The sequence below is a fragment of the Pseudomonas sp. NFX71 genome (genome assembly GCF_048079215.1).
Lineage (GTDB): Bacteria > Pseudomonadota > Gammaproteobacteria > Pseudomonadales > Pseudomonadaceae > Aquipseudomonas > Aquipseudomonas fluorescens_B.
This window is the reverse complement of the sequence record NZ_CP182230.1, coordinates 3054754-3069874: the sequence shown is the minus strand read 5'-3', so window position 1 is coordinate 3069874 and position 15121 is coordinate 3054754. Positions and strand designations below refer to the sequence as shown.

Annotated in this window: 16 protein-coding genes; 7 read left to right on the top strand and 9 right to left on the bottom strand. The window is 59.5% G+C overall.

Translation table 11 applies throughout. The features are described 5' to 3' along the window. Nucleotides 1-12: 12 nt before the first annotated feature. Entirely contained in the window at nt 13-354 is a 342-nt protein-coding gene (locus ACM1ZW_RS14080; RefSeq protein ID WP_017340339.1) for a potassium channel family protein, read from the bottom strand. Between the two features lie 141 nt (nt 355-495). Here ACM1ZW_RS14080 and ACM1ZW_RS14075 point away from each other — a divergent pair, with 141 nt between their 5' ends. Further along, complete coding sequence (locus ACM1ZW_RS14075) at nt 496-672, top strand: hypothetical protein (protein ID WP_416740728.1); 177 nt, start codon at nt 496-498, stop codon at nt 670-672. A gap of 3 nt (nt 673-675) precedes the next feature. Here ACM1ZW_RS14075 and ACM1ZW_RS14070 read toward each other — a convergent pair whose 3' ends face one another. From ACM1ZW_RS14070 to ACM1ZW_RS14060, 3 genes are all read right to left on the bottom strand, one after another. Continuing rightward, nucleotides 676-1128 (bottom strand): hypothetical protein, encoded by a 453-nt coding sequence (locus tag ACM1ZW_RS14070; protein WP_414879435.1) that lies wholly within the window; start codon nt 1126-1128, stop codon nt 676-678. A 71-nt stretch (nt 1129-1199) separates the two neighbouring features. Further along, nucleotides 1200-2534 carry an ATP-binding protein gene (locus ACM1ZW_RS14065; protein ID WP_416740727.1) on the bottom strand — a complete coding sequence of 445 codons (1335 nt, stop codon included), beginning with the start codon at nt 2532-2534 and terminating at the stop codon, nt 1200-1202. Continuing rightward, complete coding sequence (locus tag ACM1ZW_RS14060; RefSeq protein ID WP_416740726.1) at nt 2531-3241, bottom strand: response regulator; 711 nt, start codon at nt 3239-3241, stop codon at nt 2531-2533. Before ACM1ZW_RS14060 ends, ACM1ZW_RS14065 begins: the two co-directional genes overlap by 4 nt. 165 nt (nt 3242-3406) lie before the next feature. Here ACM1ZW_RS14060 and ACM1ZW_RS14055 point away from each other — a divergent pair, with 165 nt between their 5' ends. Beyond that, entirely contained in the window at nt 3407-4198 is a 792-nt protein-coding gene (locus tag ACM1ZW_RS14055; RefSeq protein WP_416740725.1) for a VacJ family lipoprotein, read from the top strand. Nucleotides 4199-4413: 215 nt separating this feature from the next. Here ACM1ZW_RS14055 and ACM1ZW_RS14050 read toward each other — a convergent pair whose 3' ends face one another. Next, nucleotides 4414-5313 (bottom strand): LysR family transcriptional regulator, encoded by a 900-nt coding sequence (locus tag ACM1ZW_RS14050; RefSeq protein ID WP_017340343.1) that lies wholly within the window; start codon nt 5311-5313, stop codon nt 4414-4416. Nucleotides 5314-5404: 91 nt separating this feature from the next. On the opposite strand from ACM1ZW_RS14050, the gene ACM1ZW_RS14045 reads away from it, so the two are divergent. Continuing rightward, on the top strand, nt 5405-5956 hold the full coding sequence (locus ACM1ZW_RS14045; protein ID WP_414883137.1) for an NAD(P)H-dependent oxidoreductase: 552 nt from the start codon (nt 5405-5407) through the stop codon (nt 5954-5956). Between the two features lie 160 nt (nt 5957-6116). Here ACM1ZW_RS14045 and ACM1ZW_RS14040 read toward each other — a convergent pair whose 3' ends face one another. Next, the gene (locus ACM1ZW_RS14040) at nt 6117-6563 is read right to left on the bottom strand and encodes a hypothetical protein (protein ID WP_416740724.1); all 447 of its coding nucleotides are present in this window, start codon (nt 6561-6563) and stop codon (nt 6117-6119) included. A gap of 246 nt (nt 6564-6809) precedes the next feature. Here ACM1ZW_RS14040 and ACM1ZW_RS14035 point away from each other — a divergent pair, with 246 nt between their 5' ends. After that, nucleotides 6810-8732 carry an alkaline phosphatase D family protein gene (locus ACM1ZW_RS14035; RefSeq protein WP_414879429.1) on the top strand — a complete coding sequence of 641 codons (1923 nt, stop codon included), beginning with the start codon at nt 6810-6812 and terminating at the stop codon, nt 8730-8732. A gap of 41 nt (nt 8733-8773) precedes the next feature. Beyond that, entirely contained in the window at nt 8774-9283 is a 510-nt protein-coding gene (locus tag ACM1ZW_RS14030; RefSeq protein ID WP_416740723.1) for an adenylate kinase, read from the top strand. A gap of 19 nt (nt 9284-9302) precedes the next feature. On the opposite strand, the gene ACM1ZW_RS14025 is transcribed toward ACM1ZW_RS14030, so the two are convergent. Beyond that, the gene (locus tag ACM1ZW_RS14025; RefSeq protein WP_416740722.1) at nt 9303-10493 is read right to left on the bottom strand and encodes an aspartate aminotransferase family protein; all 1191 of its coding nucleotides are present in this window, start codon (nt 10491-10493) and stop codon (nt 9303-9305) included. Nucleotides 10494-10595: 102 nt separating this feature from the next. Between ACM1ZW_RS14025 and ACM1ZW_RS14020 the strand changes: the two genes are divergently transcribed. After that, nucleotides 10596-11501 (top strand): LysR family transcriptional regulator, encoded by a 906-nt coding sequence (locus tag ACM1ZW_RS14020; RefSeq protein ID WP_017340349.1) that lies wholly within the window; start codon nt 10596-10598, stop codon nt 11499-11501. A 65-nt stretch (nt 11502-11566) separates the two neighbouring features. Then, on the top strand, nt 11567-12580 hold the full coding sequence (locus ACM1ZW_RS14015; protein WP_017340350.1) for a sensor domain-containing diguanylate cyclase: 1014 nt from the start codon (nt 11567-11569) through the stop codon (nt 12578-12580). A 21-nt stretch (nt 12581-12601) separates the two neighbouring features. On the opposite strand, the gene msrA is transcribed toward ACM1ZW_RS14015, so the two are convergent. Together msrA and ACM1ZW_RS14005 are read right to left on the bottom strand one after the other, a co-directional pair. Further along, on the bottom strand, nt 12602-13309 hold the full coding sequence (gene msrA / locus ACM1ZW_RS14010; protein ID WP_416740721.1) for a peptide-methionine (S)-S-oxide reductase MsrA: 708 nt from the start codon (nt 13307-13309) through the stop codon (nt 12602-12604). 31 nt (nt 13310-13340) lie between these two features. Continuing rightward, a complete protein-coding gene (locus ACM1ZW_RS14005; protein WP_416740720.1) occupies nt 13341-15107 on the bottom strand; it encodes a cytochrome c biogenesis protein DipZ in 1767 nt (588 codons plus the stop codon). Between the last annotated feature and the right edge of the window lie 14 nt (nt 15108-15121).

The following is a 15121-nucleotide window of genomic DNA, read 5'->3' as shown; positions in this document are numbered from 1 at the left end:
TAGTGTTCCGCCTTATTTATCTCCATCGGTCACCCGCACCGCGATCTCAATCGAGCGCACGCTGATCGCCGCAAAGATCGCCGTGAGCAGCACGCCGTTGAACCCGAGCAATATTGCCAATATCCGCGAAAGCGGCAACTTCGGCACGAGCTCGCCATAGCCGATGGTCAAGCCGGTCACGAAGCCGAAATAGATGCCATCAAAAGGATCCCAACCTTCCAGATAGCTGATGATCAGGCCGCACATGACGATGACGATCAGCATGGTGGAAAGGATGGGCCAGACAACTCGAAGGTAGTAGCCGACAGCTTTGTAGAACTCTCGACGGATGTTCGACGTATTGGCAGGCTTCATGTCGTGTGTTTCCTGAGGGCGGCAGGCGGATTGACACTCTTCAGCTTGGCACAAGTATTGGGAATCGATGGTCGGACCAACGGAAAGTGGCACGCGCGGAACAGGGATTAAGCTGAAATGACCCGGCACTGGAGAACATCCATGCTCAAGCACCTGATCCTGCCACTCCTGATCGCCGTGTTCGTGGCCCTCAGCGGTTCGTCCTGCCATGACACGAGCCAGGACGGCCAGGTGAGACCGCCCGCCAACGGTGACAGTGGCAGGATTATCCCCTCCCAACAACGCATGCCCTCAACGATGCCGCGTCCCAGGATGTAATGGTTACTCGATCTGAATCGGCCCTTTGGTCCCGGCATCGCTGTCGGTCCAATAGTCTTCATTCTGTAACCGCCGATCACCCTGAATCGTGAAGGTGACTTTGCCTTGGCGAAACTGCAGCGTGCCATCGGTGCGCTGGGCATTTACCCGTTTGCCATTAACCCAGACTTGCTCCTTGGCATCGATACGAATCGTGGCAACGGTCGCGCCGGCATCGCTCTTCGCGACCCATTGCCCGGCGTAAGGCGTTTGTGTATTGGCGCTGTCCGTCGCGGGGTTGGTGAACCCGGCCTTGGCATTTTCCGCTTTGCTCTTGTGGATATCGCAGCCCTGAAGTTCGCTCACTTGGGTGCAACCGGATTGCTCGAGTTGTTTGCGGTATTTGTCATTGATCGCGTGGGCGGGGAATTGCACCAGCATCAACAGGGCCAGTGTTGGCAGGATGATTTTGTTCATCAGTTCTCTCCTTCGATCAGCGCCTTTGCGCGCCCCTGGATAATTCACTGTAGTCCGAACCCGGTACTCGGTTATACCGGCAAAATCACCCGTACTTCCAGCCCGCCCTTTGACCGATTGCGCAGTTTCAATTCTCCGCCATGCTCCAACACAATCGCCCGCGACGCCGATAATCCCAATCCCACGCCGCCGGTGCTTTTGTTACGCGAGCCTTCCATGCGGAAGAACGGCGCAAATACTTGCTCAAGGCTGGCCTCCGGAATGCCCGGCCCACGATCCAGTACCTTGATCCGCACTTCTCCGGCATCAGGCATCAGTTCAATCGCCGGCTCGCGTCCATACTTGATCGCGTTATCCAGCAGGTTGGTCATCACCCGCTTGAGTCCCAACGGCCGCCCGAAATACACCAGCCGCAACGGCCCGCTGAAGGCAATCTCGACCCCCTGATCCCGGTAATCATCCAGCAAGGTCTGGAGCAGTTCCGCCAAATCAAACTGGGTCGCCGGTTCAAGCCGTGCGTCATCGCGAAAAAAATCCAGCGCCGAATTGATCATCGCCTGCATTTCATCGACGTCACGAAACAGCCGCTGTTGCTGCTGCGCGTCTTCGATGAATTCACCGCGCAAACGCATCCGCGTCAGCGGTGCGCGCAGATCGTGGGAGATGGCGGCGAGCATTTGCGTGCGGTCGCGGATGAAGTGTTGCAGCTGAGCCTGCATGGCGTTGAACGCGAGGATCGCCTGGCGGATTTCCTGGGGGCCCAAGGGTTCGATGGGCGGGGCGCGGAAGTCCGAACCGAAGCGTCGGGCGCCTTCGGCGAAGCGTTGCAAGGGTGTGGCGAGACGGCGGGTGGCGATCAGCGCAACCAGCGCGGTAGAGATCAGCACCAGCACAATGACGATCAGGTAGCGCGGCGTTTCGTCGAGGCCCCAACTGCGCGAGGGCGCGGAGAACATCAGCCAGGTCGAGTCGGCCAGTTCGATCAACAGCGCGTAATGCGCGTCTTCGGTGTGTTCGGTCCAGTCGGCGGGCTCATAGGCCTCGATCCGTCGGTCAGGGGCTTTGAGCATCGGCTGGAGGATCTGCGCGCCGATGTCGGACTTCGCATCTTCCGTTTCCGGCAGATTGAGATCGCGCCGGTCGGGATGCCAACTGACGGTGAAGCCGCTTTCGCTGGCGGCCTGTGCCAACGGGTTGCGCAATGGCGCTGGCGCGGCCTCGATGACGCGGGTGATGGCGGCGGCTTTTTCCAGCAGACCGATTTCGGTCAGGGGCGGTCGTGCCCAGACGCCGGCCAATTGGATAAACAGCCCGTTGAGCGCCAGCGAAATGAGCATCGCCAGGATGATGGTCAGGGCAATCCAGCGCGCCACCGTGTCGCGGCGAATCCGCTTCAGCCAGCTCATCGCCGAGTCACGCTGGGAGTGAACAGGTAACCGCCATTGCGCACGGTGCGAATCATCGCCGGGCGCTTGGTGTCGGACTCGAGTTTGCGTCGCAGGCGGCTGACTTGCACATCGATGCTGCGATCGAACGCGTCGTGGCAATGCCCCCGTGCCAGGTCCAGCAGTTGTTCACGGGTGAGGATGCGTTGCGGGTGTTCGACGAAGACCAGCAGCAAATCGAACTCGCCGGCCGAGAGCGGAATCATCACGTTGTCCGGCGAGCGCAGTTCACGGCGGGTGACGTCGAGGTGCCAGTCGGCAAAGTCGATCAAGGGTCGCGGACGTTCCTGTGTCAGTGGGCGGCGGTCGTCCACGCGGCGCAGCACGGCACGGACCCGGGCTAACAACTCACGGGCGTCGAAGGGTTTGGTCAGGTAATCGTCGGCGCCCAGCTCGAGGCCAACCACCCGATCACTGAGTTCGCCCATGGCGGTGAGCATGATCACCGGTATCGCGTGGTGGATGCGCAATTGCTGGCACAGGATCAGCCCGCTGTCGCCGGGCAACATCACGTCGAGGATGATCAAGTCTGGCGCCTGGCGCTCGATGGCCGCCCACAGCGATGCGCCGTCGGTGGCGACCTCGACACGGTAGCCGTGCTGGACGAAGAATTTTTTCAGCAAATCGAGGACTTCGAGGTCGTCATCGACAATTAGCAGGCTGTTCACCGAAGGTCACTTAAGAGCGAATGGAACCGCCATCTAAAACCATTCACGGCAGCGCGTCATATATTTCAATCCTGCAATAAAACGACAGCGGCGCAATAAAGCGGACATCTTTGCGCAAGGCCCGGGGCCCAGCATCACCGCGAATTCCTCCCGAGACTCGCGTCCATGTTGCCTTTCAAATGTGCTCCCTGGCTGGCCCGCAACACCTCGATTGTCGTGCTGGCCGCCGGGTTGGCCGGTTGCAGCAGCCAACCGTCGTCCACCGCCCAGGTGAGCTGCGCCGACATTGCCTATTCGGTGAACGACCCGGCGGAACCGTTCAATCGCGGGGTCTTTGCGTTTAACCGGGTTGTTGATAACTACGCCCTCGCACCGGTCGCTCGCGGCTATCGCTACTTGCCGGACTTTTTCCAGACGGGTGTGCATAACTTCGTGGAGAACTTCGGTGAGCCCAAGGTGTTCATCAATGACGTGCTGCAAGGCAACCCGGGACGCTCGGTCAATACCCTGGGGCGTTTCGTGCTGAACACAACGGTGGGCGTGGTGGGCTTGATCGACGTTTCCGGCAAGGTCGGCATCCCGCGCCACGACGCCGACTTCGGGCAGACCTTCGGCGTGTGGGGCATCGGTAACGGCCCGATCGTCGAGTTGCCGTTGTTCGGCACGTCCAACAGCCGCGATGCGGCCGGGCGCGTGCTCGGTTTCGTCGTCGATCCGTTTGGCAGCCATAGCGACACCGTCGACACGTTGTCCACGATCAACACGGTCGGCGGCATCGTCGACGGTCGAGCCGAAGCCTTGCCGCTGACCGACAGCCTGCAAAAACTGCCGGACTACTACAGCGCGTTGCGCAACGTGGTGGCCGAGCATCGGGCGGCTTATGTGGCCGATGGCAAACAAGGCTCGCCCGACAACACCAAGCCTCAATGCACAGGAGCACCGGCCGATGGTTTCTGAACGCCTGATTCTTCAACAAAGGATGACCCGTGACGCCGAGGCGAATCTGCGCTGTCGGGAGATCACCCTGCGCCTGTCGGCAGATTGCCGCCAACTGGTGCTCACACGTTACACCGAACACTACGGCCCGGCCGTGGTGCGCTGGATCGAGCGTAGCCATACGGTGTCAGTGAGCGAGGTGTTTCGCTGGTTGGTCGCCAACGGCGAGGCGGATGTCAGTCAGCAGCTATCACTGCCTCCAGCACCCGCGCCACACACTGCACCGCCGCGTCTTCATCGCGTCGTTTATGCCAGGCCAGATGCAACGCAAACCCCTCCACCTCAATCGGCGGCTCCGCGGTGTGCAGCGCCTTGGCCATCGGCATCGACAGGCACTGACTGGGCAGCATCGCAATCAGGTCCGAGCCCAGCAGCAGATCCGGAACCATGACAAAGCTCGGCACGACAATACCGATTCGCCGCGACCGTCCTCGGCCCTTCAACTGTTCATCGAGCGGGCCCCAGGTGGCGCCCCGCCCGGACACCAGCACGTGTGGATAACTCAGCCAGCGGTCGAGATCGAAGTCCGCGATTGCCGGATGCCCGGTGCGCATCGCCACCACGAAATGTTCGTGCAACAGCAAGCGTCGGGTGAAGTCCGGCCCGAGGGGCGGGAACACCGACATGGCCAGATCGCTTTGGCCGCGACTCAAACTTTCCTGAGCCGCCTCACCGCCCTGCCAGGGTTGGATTACCAGGTCGATGCCCGGTGCCAGTTCTGCCAGTCGTTGGTGCAATCGCTGGGCGATGACGATCGCCGGGAAGTCGGCCATGACGATGCGCACGGTCTGGCGCAGGGTGCTCAGGTCGGCACTGGCGGCGCCGACCAAGGTGCTGACCGAGCCCAGGATCTGTTTCAACGGCCCGCGCAAGGCCTGCGCTTTTGGCGTCAGTTGCATGCCGCCCGGTACGCGCTCAAGCAAGCGATCCTGGAACAGGTGCCGGCAACGCTCCAACGCATTGGACGCCGCCGGTTGCGACAAGCCCACACGCTCGGCGGCGCGGGAGACGTGCGCTTCGTCGAGCAACGCATCGAGCACGGTCAACAGGTTGAGGTCCACTGAACGTAGATTCATTGAATCAATACCTAATTAGACAAACCATCCATTGGAGCAATGTACAGCAGGCTGGCACGCTGTGGCTCCCTTCACTTGAACCGGAGAAGCCATGAACGACACCACTTTGATTTTGAGTTTTCACCCTGACTTGAGCGAATCCCGAGCCAACCGCTCGATGCTGGAGGCGGTGAAGGATCTGCCGGGGATCAGCGTCGTCGATCTGTATGGGGTCTACCCCAGCGACCAAGTGGATACGGCGCTGGAAACGCAACGTTTGTTATCGGCGAAACGGCTGGTACTGCAATTTCCCGTGCAGTGGTACTCGACACCGGCGCTGCTTAAAACCTGGCAGGACAGTGTGCTGACGCGGATGTATTACATCGCTTATGAAACCGAGGGTCGCCGGCTGGAGGGGATGCCGATCATGATCGCGGCCACTGCTGGTAATACGCCTGAGGCTTACAGCGAAAACGGGGCGAATGGCTTTGCCCTTGAGCAGTTGTTGCAGCCTTTGCGCGCGACGGCGCACCGCTGCCAGTGGGCCTGGAGCGAACCGTTTCTGGTTTATCGGGCGAATAAGTTGTCAGGGGCGGAGCTGGATGTGATCGCCAGTCAGTATCGTCGGTGGATTGAGCGATTTCAGTGTGTTGATGTTTCGTAAAACACTGACGTTCATCCGAGGATGTTACTCGACAGGATGGTTTCCTGGCCATGCAGCAGATGCTTATCGAATTTCAAGTACGGCAAGACATTCATCTTGCCGCTCTATCACTGACTAAAGCTGGGTCACCGCAAAGGCAACAACCAAGTAGCTAGTTCAATTATTCCCACTCTCTAGTTTTATCATTCCACGCCCGTCCTCCGTCTTCGCCTTTGGTATCAGGAGTAAATTTCACACCATTTTTTTCATAATTATCACTTAGATTTTTTAGTTCACAAAAATCCGCCTGCACCTTCTTCGCGTATGAGTCCAATTGCCGCTCCTTAAAGTCGTTGTAGAGATTAGACCCATTGGGTGATTCAGCTTTATGACTATTAATATCTGTCAAGCCATCTGCCATCTTGGTAAGCAACGGCTTTGACTGCTCAGCGAGCATGGTTTTCTGCATATTTGACAGTCTCGGATCGTTAAAACTCATGACCATTTTGGAAACGCCTTGACTTACCTCAACCAGCCTATCAACCAACTTGTTTATATCGCCCGCGCGAGCATCTTTGCGATCGGTGCTTATTGAACATGAAGAAGCCGCATTATTCGAAACCTTCACTACTAGCCTTCCTGAAAACAACTGAATGCACAAAGCCTTACTCACCAACCGAGAAAGACAAACCATCACCAAACAAGTGACTAACTTAAACCCTATAACGCCAGATAGCAGTTATCTGTCAGTTTTCGCTCTTTTTTTAAAATATTGCTTCACCCTGCAATTCTGTCGGGATCAGACCCTGCCCCCACAAACAAAGATGTATAGCGTTATCATCACCCCCCTACGCGCCAAGAGCCTTGACCCCGGATGTCCGAACCGCAGCCATTGCCTGACCATCAAACCCCATTGCCACCCGTCCTCGTCGGCCCAATGCTGCGGCGCCTGGAGCCGTCGCGCCTGGTGCTTTGGCTGGTAGGAACCCGAGCGCTGTCGCTGACGTTACGTCTGCAAGGTGTGGGCGACATTCGCCTCGACGCCGGGCAATGCACGATCATCCCGGTCGGTACTCGCGCCTTCATTCATTTGATCGATGTGCCACTGGACGCCCCCCTGCCCTGCGACACGCTGATCGAGTACGACCTGCTGATAGGTGACGCTGCAACGGGCATCGCCGAGTGGGCGCCGCATCTGTTGTATGGCGAAGCACGTTGCCCGAATTTTGTTTTGCGTTCCCGGATCGATCAGTTGCTGCATGGCTCCTGTCGCAAACCTCACCATCCCGCCGCCGACGGTTTGCTTTGCGTTGATCGCTTGCTGGAGTCGGAGCACGAAGCCACAGAACGCCCGGCACTGCTGATGATGAGCGGCGATCAGGTATACGCCGACGATGTCGCCGGGCCGATGTTGCGGGCCATTCATGCCTTGATCGCGCGCTTGGGACTGTTCGGCGAATACCTGGAAGGCGCGGTGGTCAGCGACAGCGCCAGGCTCTATGAGCATGCGGCCAGTTATTACCACCGTGCGGATTTGTTACCGGCGCTGCAGAGCAACGAAACCCTGCGTGAGCGATTTTTCGGCGGTGCGCGCAAGCCGATTTTCACCAGCAGCAGTGCCGACAATCATCTGGTGACGTTCGCTGAAGTCATGGCGATGTACCTGCTGGTGTGGTCGCCGACACCCTGGACGCTGATCGCACCGAAACCGCCGAAACTGATTCCCGAACGACGCGAGCGTTATGCGCTGGAGCAGACGCGCATCGATGGTTTCAAGGCTGGCCTGGGCGGTGTTGCACGGGCCTTCGCGCATCTGCCGTGCCTGATGATTTTCGATGACCACGATATTACCGATGACTGGAACCTTTCCGCGCAGTGGGAAGAAACGGCCTACGGCCATCCGTTCTCCAAGCGCATCATCGGCAACGCGCTGATCGCTTACATGTTGTGCCAGGGCTGGGGCAACAATCCGGATGCGTTCGGTGCGTTGCTGGAGAAGACGGACGGTTTCAGCGCGACCGGGGAGGATGGCTATCTCGACAGCCCCGTGCAGGACGCCTTGATCGATGAGTTGCTGAAGTTTCAGCACTGGCACTACGTGTTGCCGACCACGCCTGCGATGGTGGTGCTCGACACCCGCACCCGACGCTGGCGCAGTGAGATGACGCTCAAGCAGCCCTCGGGCCTGCTGGACTGGGAAGCCCTTAGCGAGCTGCAACAGGAATTGCTCGATCACCCTTCGGCGATCATCGTTTCACCCGCACCGGTTTTCGGCGTGAAGCTGATCGAAACCGTGCAACGGGTGTTCAGCTGGTTCGGTTATCCGTTGCTGGTGGACGCCGAAAACTGGATGGCCCATCGCGGCGCGGCGCAGGTGATCCTGAACATTTTCCGACACTCGCGCACACCGGGTAACTATGTGGTGCTGTCGGGTGATGTGCATTATTCCTTCGTCTATGAAGTACTGATCCGACACCGCAAGGCTGGGCCGAGGATCTGGCAGATCACCAGCAGCGGCATCAAGAACGAATTCCCACCGGCGCTGCTGGAATGGTTCGATCGGCTCAATCGCTGGCTGTATTCGCCGCGCTCGCCGCTGAACTGGCTGACCAAGCGCCGGCGGATGCGCATCGTGCCGCACGTTCCGGAGCACGCCGAGGCGGGTGAACGGTTGTGGAATTCGGCGGGGATCGGGCAGGTGTTCTTTAATGAAAAAGGACAGCCACAGGAGATTTTCCAGCACAACTCGGATGGGTCGCCGAAGACGCGGATGGTGGCGCCTGAGGTTGAGGATTGACGGTCATCGCTCCCGCCCCACGTTAACGCAGGCCACCGGATATGAATCTCGCTCGGACACTGATCATCGGCAACTCCGGCTCGGGCAAAAGCTGGCTGGCCGAGCGGTTGGCTGGACATCTGCAATCACCGTGGATCGATCTCGATTCGATCCACTGGTTGTCCGACGAACACAGCATCGCCCGCCCACGCGCCGAAGCATTGGGCATGGCGCGGATCGCGGCAGACGAAAAACGCTGGGTGATCGAAGGTGTTTACGGCTGGATCGTCAGCGAAATTATCCACCGCGCTACAGCGTTGATCTGGTTGTGTGTTGATGATGAACAGTGCGTTGCCAATATTCGCCAGCGAGAACACAGACCGGAGGAGGATGAGTTGTTGATGGCGCTGCTGGCGTGGGCCGGCAGTTATCGTTCCCACGAAGACTCCAGTGGTTTTCTGGCGCATCAGCGGCTGTACGAAGCTTTCGCGGGTTCAAAAATCAAACTGATGAATGGGAATGAGATCGCGGCATTCGTGAAAAGCCTGAAGCGGCCAAAGGATGGCGTTTGAATCGGACGTGCAGATATCATTATTGAGTAAAAACTGAGGCTGCACTCACCGCCCGACAAACCCCTCTGACAATCATCTCCACCTCTCGCTCATCAATCGTCAGCGGCGGCAGCAAGCGGATGGTCTTGCCCCGCGTCACGTTGATCAACAAACCGTGATCCCGCGCGGCGATCAGGGTCAGGTCGCGAATCGGTTGCTTGAGTTCGATGCCGATCATAAGGCCTTGGCCCCGAATGGCCAGCACGTTCGGGTCATCGGCCAGCTCTGTGTGCAATCTGTCGAGCAAGCGTTTGCCCTGTACTTTGGCGTTTTCCAGCAAGCCCTGTTCTTCGATGATGTCCAGCACGGTGCAACCCACGCGACAGGCCAGCGGATTGCCGCCGAAGGTGCTGCCGTGGCTGCCAGGGGTGAAGAGGTTGGCGGCTTTGCCCCGGGCCAGGCAGGCGCCGATGGGGACGCCATTACCCAAGCCCTTGGCCAAGGTCATGACATCCGGAACGATGCCTTCGTGCTGGAACGCGAACCACTGGCCGGTGCGACCGATGCCGGTCTGGATTTCGTCGAGCATCAGCAGCCATCCGCGCCGGTTGCACAGTTCACGAACGGCCTTGAGGTAACCCGGCGGGGCCAGTTGCACACCGCTCTCACCCTGAATCGGTTCCATCAGGATCGCCACGATGCGCGGGCCATGGGCCTGCTGCACCTTGTCCAGTGCCTTGAGATCGCCAAACGGAACTTTGACGAAATCTCCCGGCAGTTCATTGAAACCCAGGCGTACCGCAGGGCCATCGCTGGCGGACAACGTACCGAGCGTGCGGCCATGAAAGGCATTTTCCATGACCACCACCAAGGGCTGCTCGATGCCTTTGTGCCAGCCATGCAGCCGCGCCAGTTTCAGCGCGGTCTCGTTGGCTTCGGCCCCGGAGTTGTTGAAGAACGCCCGCTCCATGTCCGCCAGCCGGGTCAGTTTCTGCGCCAGACGCTGCTGCCAGTCGATGCTGTAGAGGTTGGAGGTGTGCAACAACAGCCCCGCCTGTTCGCTGATGGCGGAGACAATTCTGGGGTGGGAGTGGCCGACATTGGTCACCGCCACGCCCGCCACCGCGTCCAGGTATTCACGACCGGCCTGATCCCACAGGCGTGTGCCCAGGCCTTTGGTGAAACTCAAGGCCAGTGGTTGGTAAGTGCTCATCAGGCAAGCGGCGGTCATGACATCAAGCTCCATCAATAGTCGGTGTTTTTGCAGTATGGTTAGCCACCTGAGCTGGATAAACGCTGCAACACTTCAATCATTTTAAAGTCGGGCTTGATAATGGACCTGTTCCAGGCAATGACCGTTTACGTCCGAGTGGTGGAATCCGGCAGCATGACCGCCGCCGCTTTTCACTGCGAAATGTCGACCACCATGGTCGGCAATCACCTGCGGGCACTGGAGCAACGCCTGGGCGTGCGCTTGCTCAACCGTACGACGCGGCGCCAGCGGCTGACGGAATTCGGCACCGCGTACTATCAGCGCTGCCTCGAAGTACTGGGGCTGGTGGCCGATTCCGAACGCCTGGCCGAGCAAGCCCTGGACGAGCCGAGCGGCACCCTGCGCCTCACCGCACCGCTGACGTTCGGCACCGAAAAACTCGCGCCCGCGTTAAGCGAGTTCGCCCTGCTTTGTCCGCGCGTCAAACTGGACGTGGTCCTCACCAATCGGCGCCCGGACTTGCTGGAAAACGGTTTCGACGTGGCGTTTCGGCTGGGCAACATGGAAACGACCAACCTGATCGCCCGCCCACTCGAGGATTACACGCTGACCATGTGCGCCTCACCGAGCTACCTGGCGCGCCGGGGCAACCCGGAAAAACCGGATGACCTGCGACACCACGACTGCCTGTCCTTTGCCTACCCGGCCGGCGATGACTGGCACTCGGTGGAAAAGGAATGGCGCCTGACCGGGGCCGAAGGCGAGGTGACTGTGGCGGTCAGTGGACCCATGCTGATCAACAGCTCCGCAGGCTTGCATCAGGCGGCACGCACCGGCATGGGCATCGTGTTGTTGCCCGACGCCTTGGTGGAGCAAGACCTCAAGGACGGGAAACTGGTGGCCGTGATGCCGGATTACCTGCCGCCGAACCGGCCGATGAGCCTGATGTACGCTCAGGATCGCTACCGTTTGCCGAAATTGCGCAGTTTCGTCGACTTTGCCATGCGGATGTGGGGCAAGCACTAGCGGGCTGAAGGCGCCATCGACTAATCTCCTCGACTGACGAGTCACTTTGGTCAGGGAGAGCAATGATGGGTGGGGACTCGGATATCGAAGCGTTGAAGTTCAATCTGTCTGATTTGAACGAAAACATGCTTCATACCATTATGGAACTGGTCAGTGACGGCATCTGGGACTGGAACGCCAATACCGGTTTCGTTTACCGCAACCCCGGCTGGTACGAAATGCTTGGCTACGCACCTCACTCCCTCGACAACACGGTGTTGACCTGGGAAAACGTGATGCACCCCGACGATTACCCGCGGGTCATGGCCCTGTTTGACGACTACCTGAGCCAACGGGCTCCCGGTTATCAAGCCGAGTATCGCTGCCGCACACAGGACGGGCGCTATATCTGGATCGAAGATCGTGGCCACGTGCTTGCACGTAATGCCGACGGTTCGGTCGCGCGCATGGTCGGTGCGCACCGCAGCATTGAGGACAAGAAACTCCTGCTCGAAGCGCTTGAACGAAGGAATCAATCCCTCGAAGCCATCGTCGAAGAACGCACTCGAGAGTTATCCCGGGTCAACCAGCAGCTACAGATCCAACTCGAAGAAAACCGCAAACTGGCGGAAACCGACGCGCTGACCTTAACCGCCAATCGATATCGCCTGAGTAAAACCCTTCCCCAGGCATGTAACCGCGCCCAACGCTTTCGACAGCCGCTGTCGCTGATTGCGATGGACATCGACGACTTCAAGAACATCAACGATCATTACGGTCATGCGTTGGGTGATGCCGCATTGGTGCAGGTGGTCGAGAGTGTGAAGCGCTGCGTCCGCGACGGCGATTTGCTGGCGCGCTGGGGTGGCGATGAATTCATCATGGTCCTGCCCAACACGCCGCTGGCCGAGGCCAGAACCCTTGCCGAAACCATCCGCCAAAGCCTCGCCGACTTGCCGCCCGTGGGAGACTTTCAACTGACCCTCAGTTTTGGTGTGGTTCAGCGCTTCGATGAAGAACAGCAGACCGGACTGCTGGCCAGGGCAGATCAGTCGTTGTATCGGTCAAAGGTGGCGGGCAAGAATGTGATTACGGGGTGAGCGTTGTGCTCGCCCCTCCTCTCACATCCCCGACTTCACCAGCACCGGTTTTTCCTGATACCGCTCCGGGTACAACTGTTTCAACTGCGCCACTTTCGGCAGGTCGTTGATCACGATGTACGGGTAGGTTGGATGCTCGGTCAGAAAGTCCTGATGTTCCTCCTCCGCCGGATAGAAACCGTTATAGGTTTCCAGTTTGGTCACTATGGGTTTGTTGAAGGATTTGGCAGCATCGAGCTGGGCAATGTAAGCCTGGGCGACACGCTGCTGTTCGCTGTTTTCCGGAAAAATCGCCGATCGGTACTGAGTACCGCGGTCAGGCCCCTGACGATTGAGTTCGGTCGGGTTGTGCGCGACGGAAAAGTAGATCTGCAACAGGGTGCCGTAGCTGACCTGAGTGGGGTCGAAGGTGACCTCGACAGATTCTGCGTGCCCGGTATCACCGTCGCTGACGCGTTCGTATCGAGCGGTGTTGGCGGCACCGCCGGCATAGCCTGAGACCGCCTTCTTCACGCCTTTGACATGCTGAAACACCCCTTGCACACCCCAGAAGCAACCGCCGGCGAAGACCGCCGTTTCGCTGTGGGCCTGACTGGTTTCGTCGAGGGCCGGAGGGGGAATGATGACCGCTTCTTCGGCTGCACCGAAGGATAATGCCGAACATTGACCGATGATGCCTGCGGCAGCCAGCCCCAACAGGGTGCGGCGCCAGGTGAACAGGGTTTTCATGAGGCTGTTTCCTGAGTAAATGAAGCGGCTATCAGCCGAAGGTAAAGGCATACGCCGAGACGCCGGGGTCGAGAAACTCGATGCTGAAGGTTCGATCCGTGACACCGTCGGGTTGGCGCACCAATTGATACAAACGTTGCTCGGTCACGCTGCCACTGCCATCGGGGGCGACGTCCGTACCGTGGGCATCACCGGGGGATTTTCCGTCAATCAGGACTTTGAAGCGCACCGGTTTACCATCGGCGGCAGGCCCCAACACCAGGTGCAGATCGCGAGCGTGGAAGCGGTAGACGATGCGACTGGCCGGCGCGCTTGAGGTGGCTCGCTCCGAGCCGACAGTCCACTGACCGCCCAGGCTCCAGTCATTCAGGGCCAGTTGCGACGGCGGGTTATAGGTCGTCGACTTGTCGGGAACCAGACTGGTTTCGGGGACGAAATGCTCCGAGCGCTGGTAGCCGACATAGGTTTCCGGTGACAGCACTTCGTTCATGTCCGGCGCGCGTTGAACTCCCTCGGCATTGGCATTGATCAACCCGTCGGCCACCTTGGCGGCGCCCGCCTCACGCAGCAATTGCTGGATCACCCGCTCCGACTCGGCGTAATCGCCTTCGCCAAAGTGGTGGTAGCGAATGCGCCCCTGAGCGTCGGCAAAATAGTGGGCGGGCCAGTATTCGTTGTTGAAGGCACGCCAGATCTTGTAGTCGTTATCGATGGCCACCGGGTAGGTGATGCCCAGGTCCTTCATGGCTTTGGTGACGTTGCCTACATTGCGTTCGAAAGCGAATTCGGGCGCATGGACGCCGATCACCACCAGGCCCTGATCACGATACTTTTCGGCCCACGCCTTCACATACGGCAGGGTGCGCAGGCAGTTGATGCAGGAGTAGGTCCAGAAATCCACCAACACCACTTTGCCCTTCAACGCCTGAGCAGTGAGAGGGGGTGAGTTGAGCCATTGCACGGCGCCGTCCAGCGGTGGGAGGTTGCCTTCGATCGGCAGCGCGCCCGGCTTTTGGTCTGCCGCTTTCATTGCACCACCGGGATCACGTGCCATCATTGTCCCGCTTTCATTGGGTGACCTGGCCAACCGCCCAACCAGCGCCTGCTCGATACCGCCCGTGGACGCCGTCGAAACCCGCGCCAGAATCCCCGTATCAAGCCCCAGGGCAATCGCCGCCACACCTGCCAGCATTGCCGCGCCCAAACCTCGACGGACCCACTCGCCAGCACCGATGGAACGCTTCATCGCGGCGAAGACTTTGCCGCCCAACAGCAATGCCACCGCAAGGGAAGTGGCGGCGCCGGCGGCATAGGCCAACAGCAACAGGGTGGTTGCGATGCTTGCCCCTTGCAGCGCGGCGCCGGTCAGTACCAGCCCCAGAATCGGCCCGGCACATGGCGCCCAGAGCAGGCCGGTTGCAACGCCGATCAGGAACGAAGCGCCGGGACGCGGCCGCGAATCGGCACCGGCGGCTTCCGACAAACGACTGCCAGCCGCCACCAGCGGACGCGTCAGGCGCTCAGCCAGTTGCGGCAGCAACAACGTCAAGCCGAACAATGCAACAAATACCAATGCGAGCCAGCGCCCGTACTGGTTGAGTTGCACCACCCAGCCGCCCCCCACCGCGGCCAACGAGGCGACCAGCGCGAAGGTCAGTGCCATCCCCGCCAGCAGCGGCAAGCTGCTCTTCATGAACGGCTGCCCGGTGCGAGCGAAGACAAACGGCAGTACCGGCAAGATGCACGGGCTGACGATCGTCAACACACCACCGAGATAAGCGAGAACCAGAAGCCACATTGCGTCGACCTGCA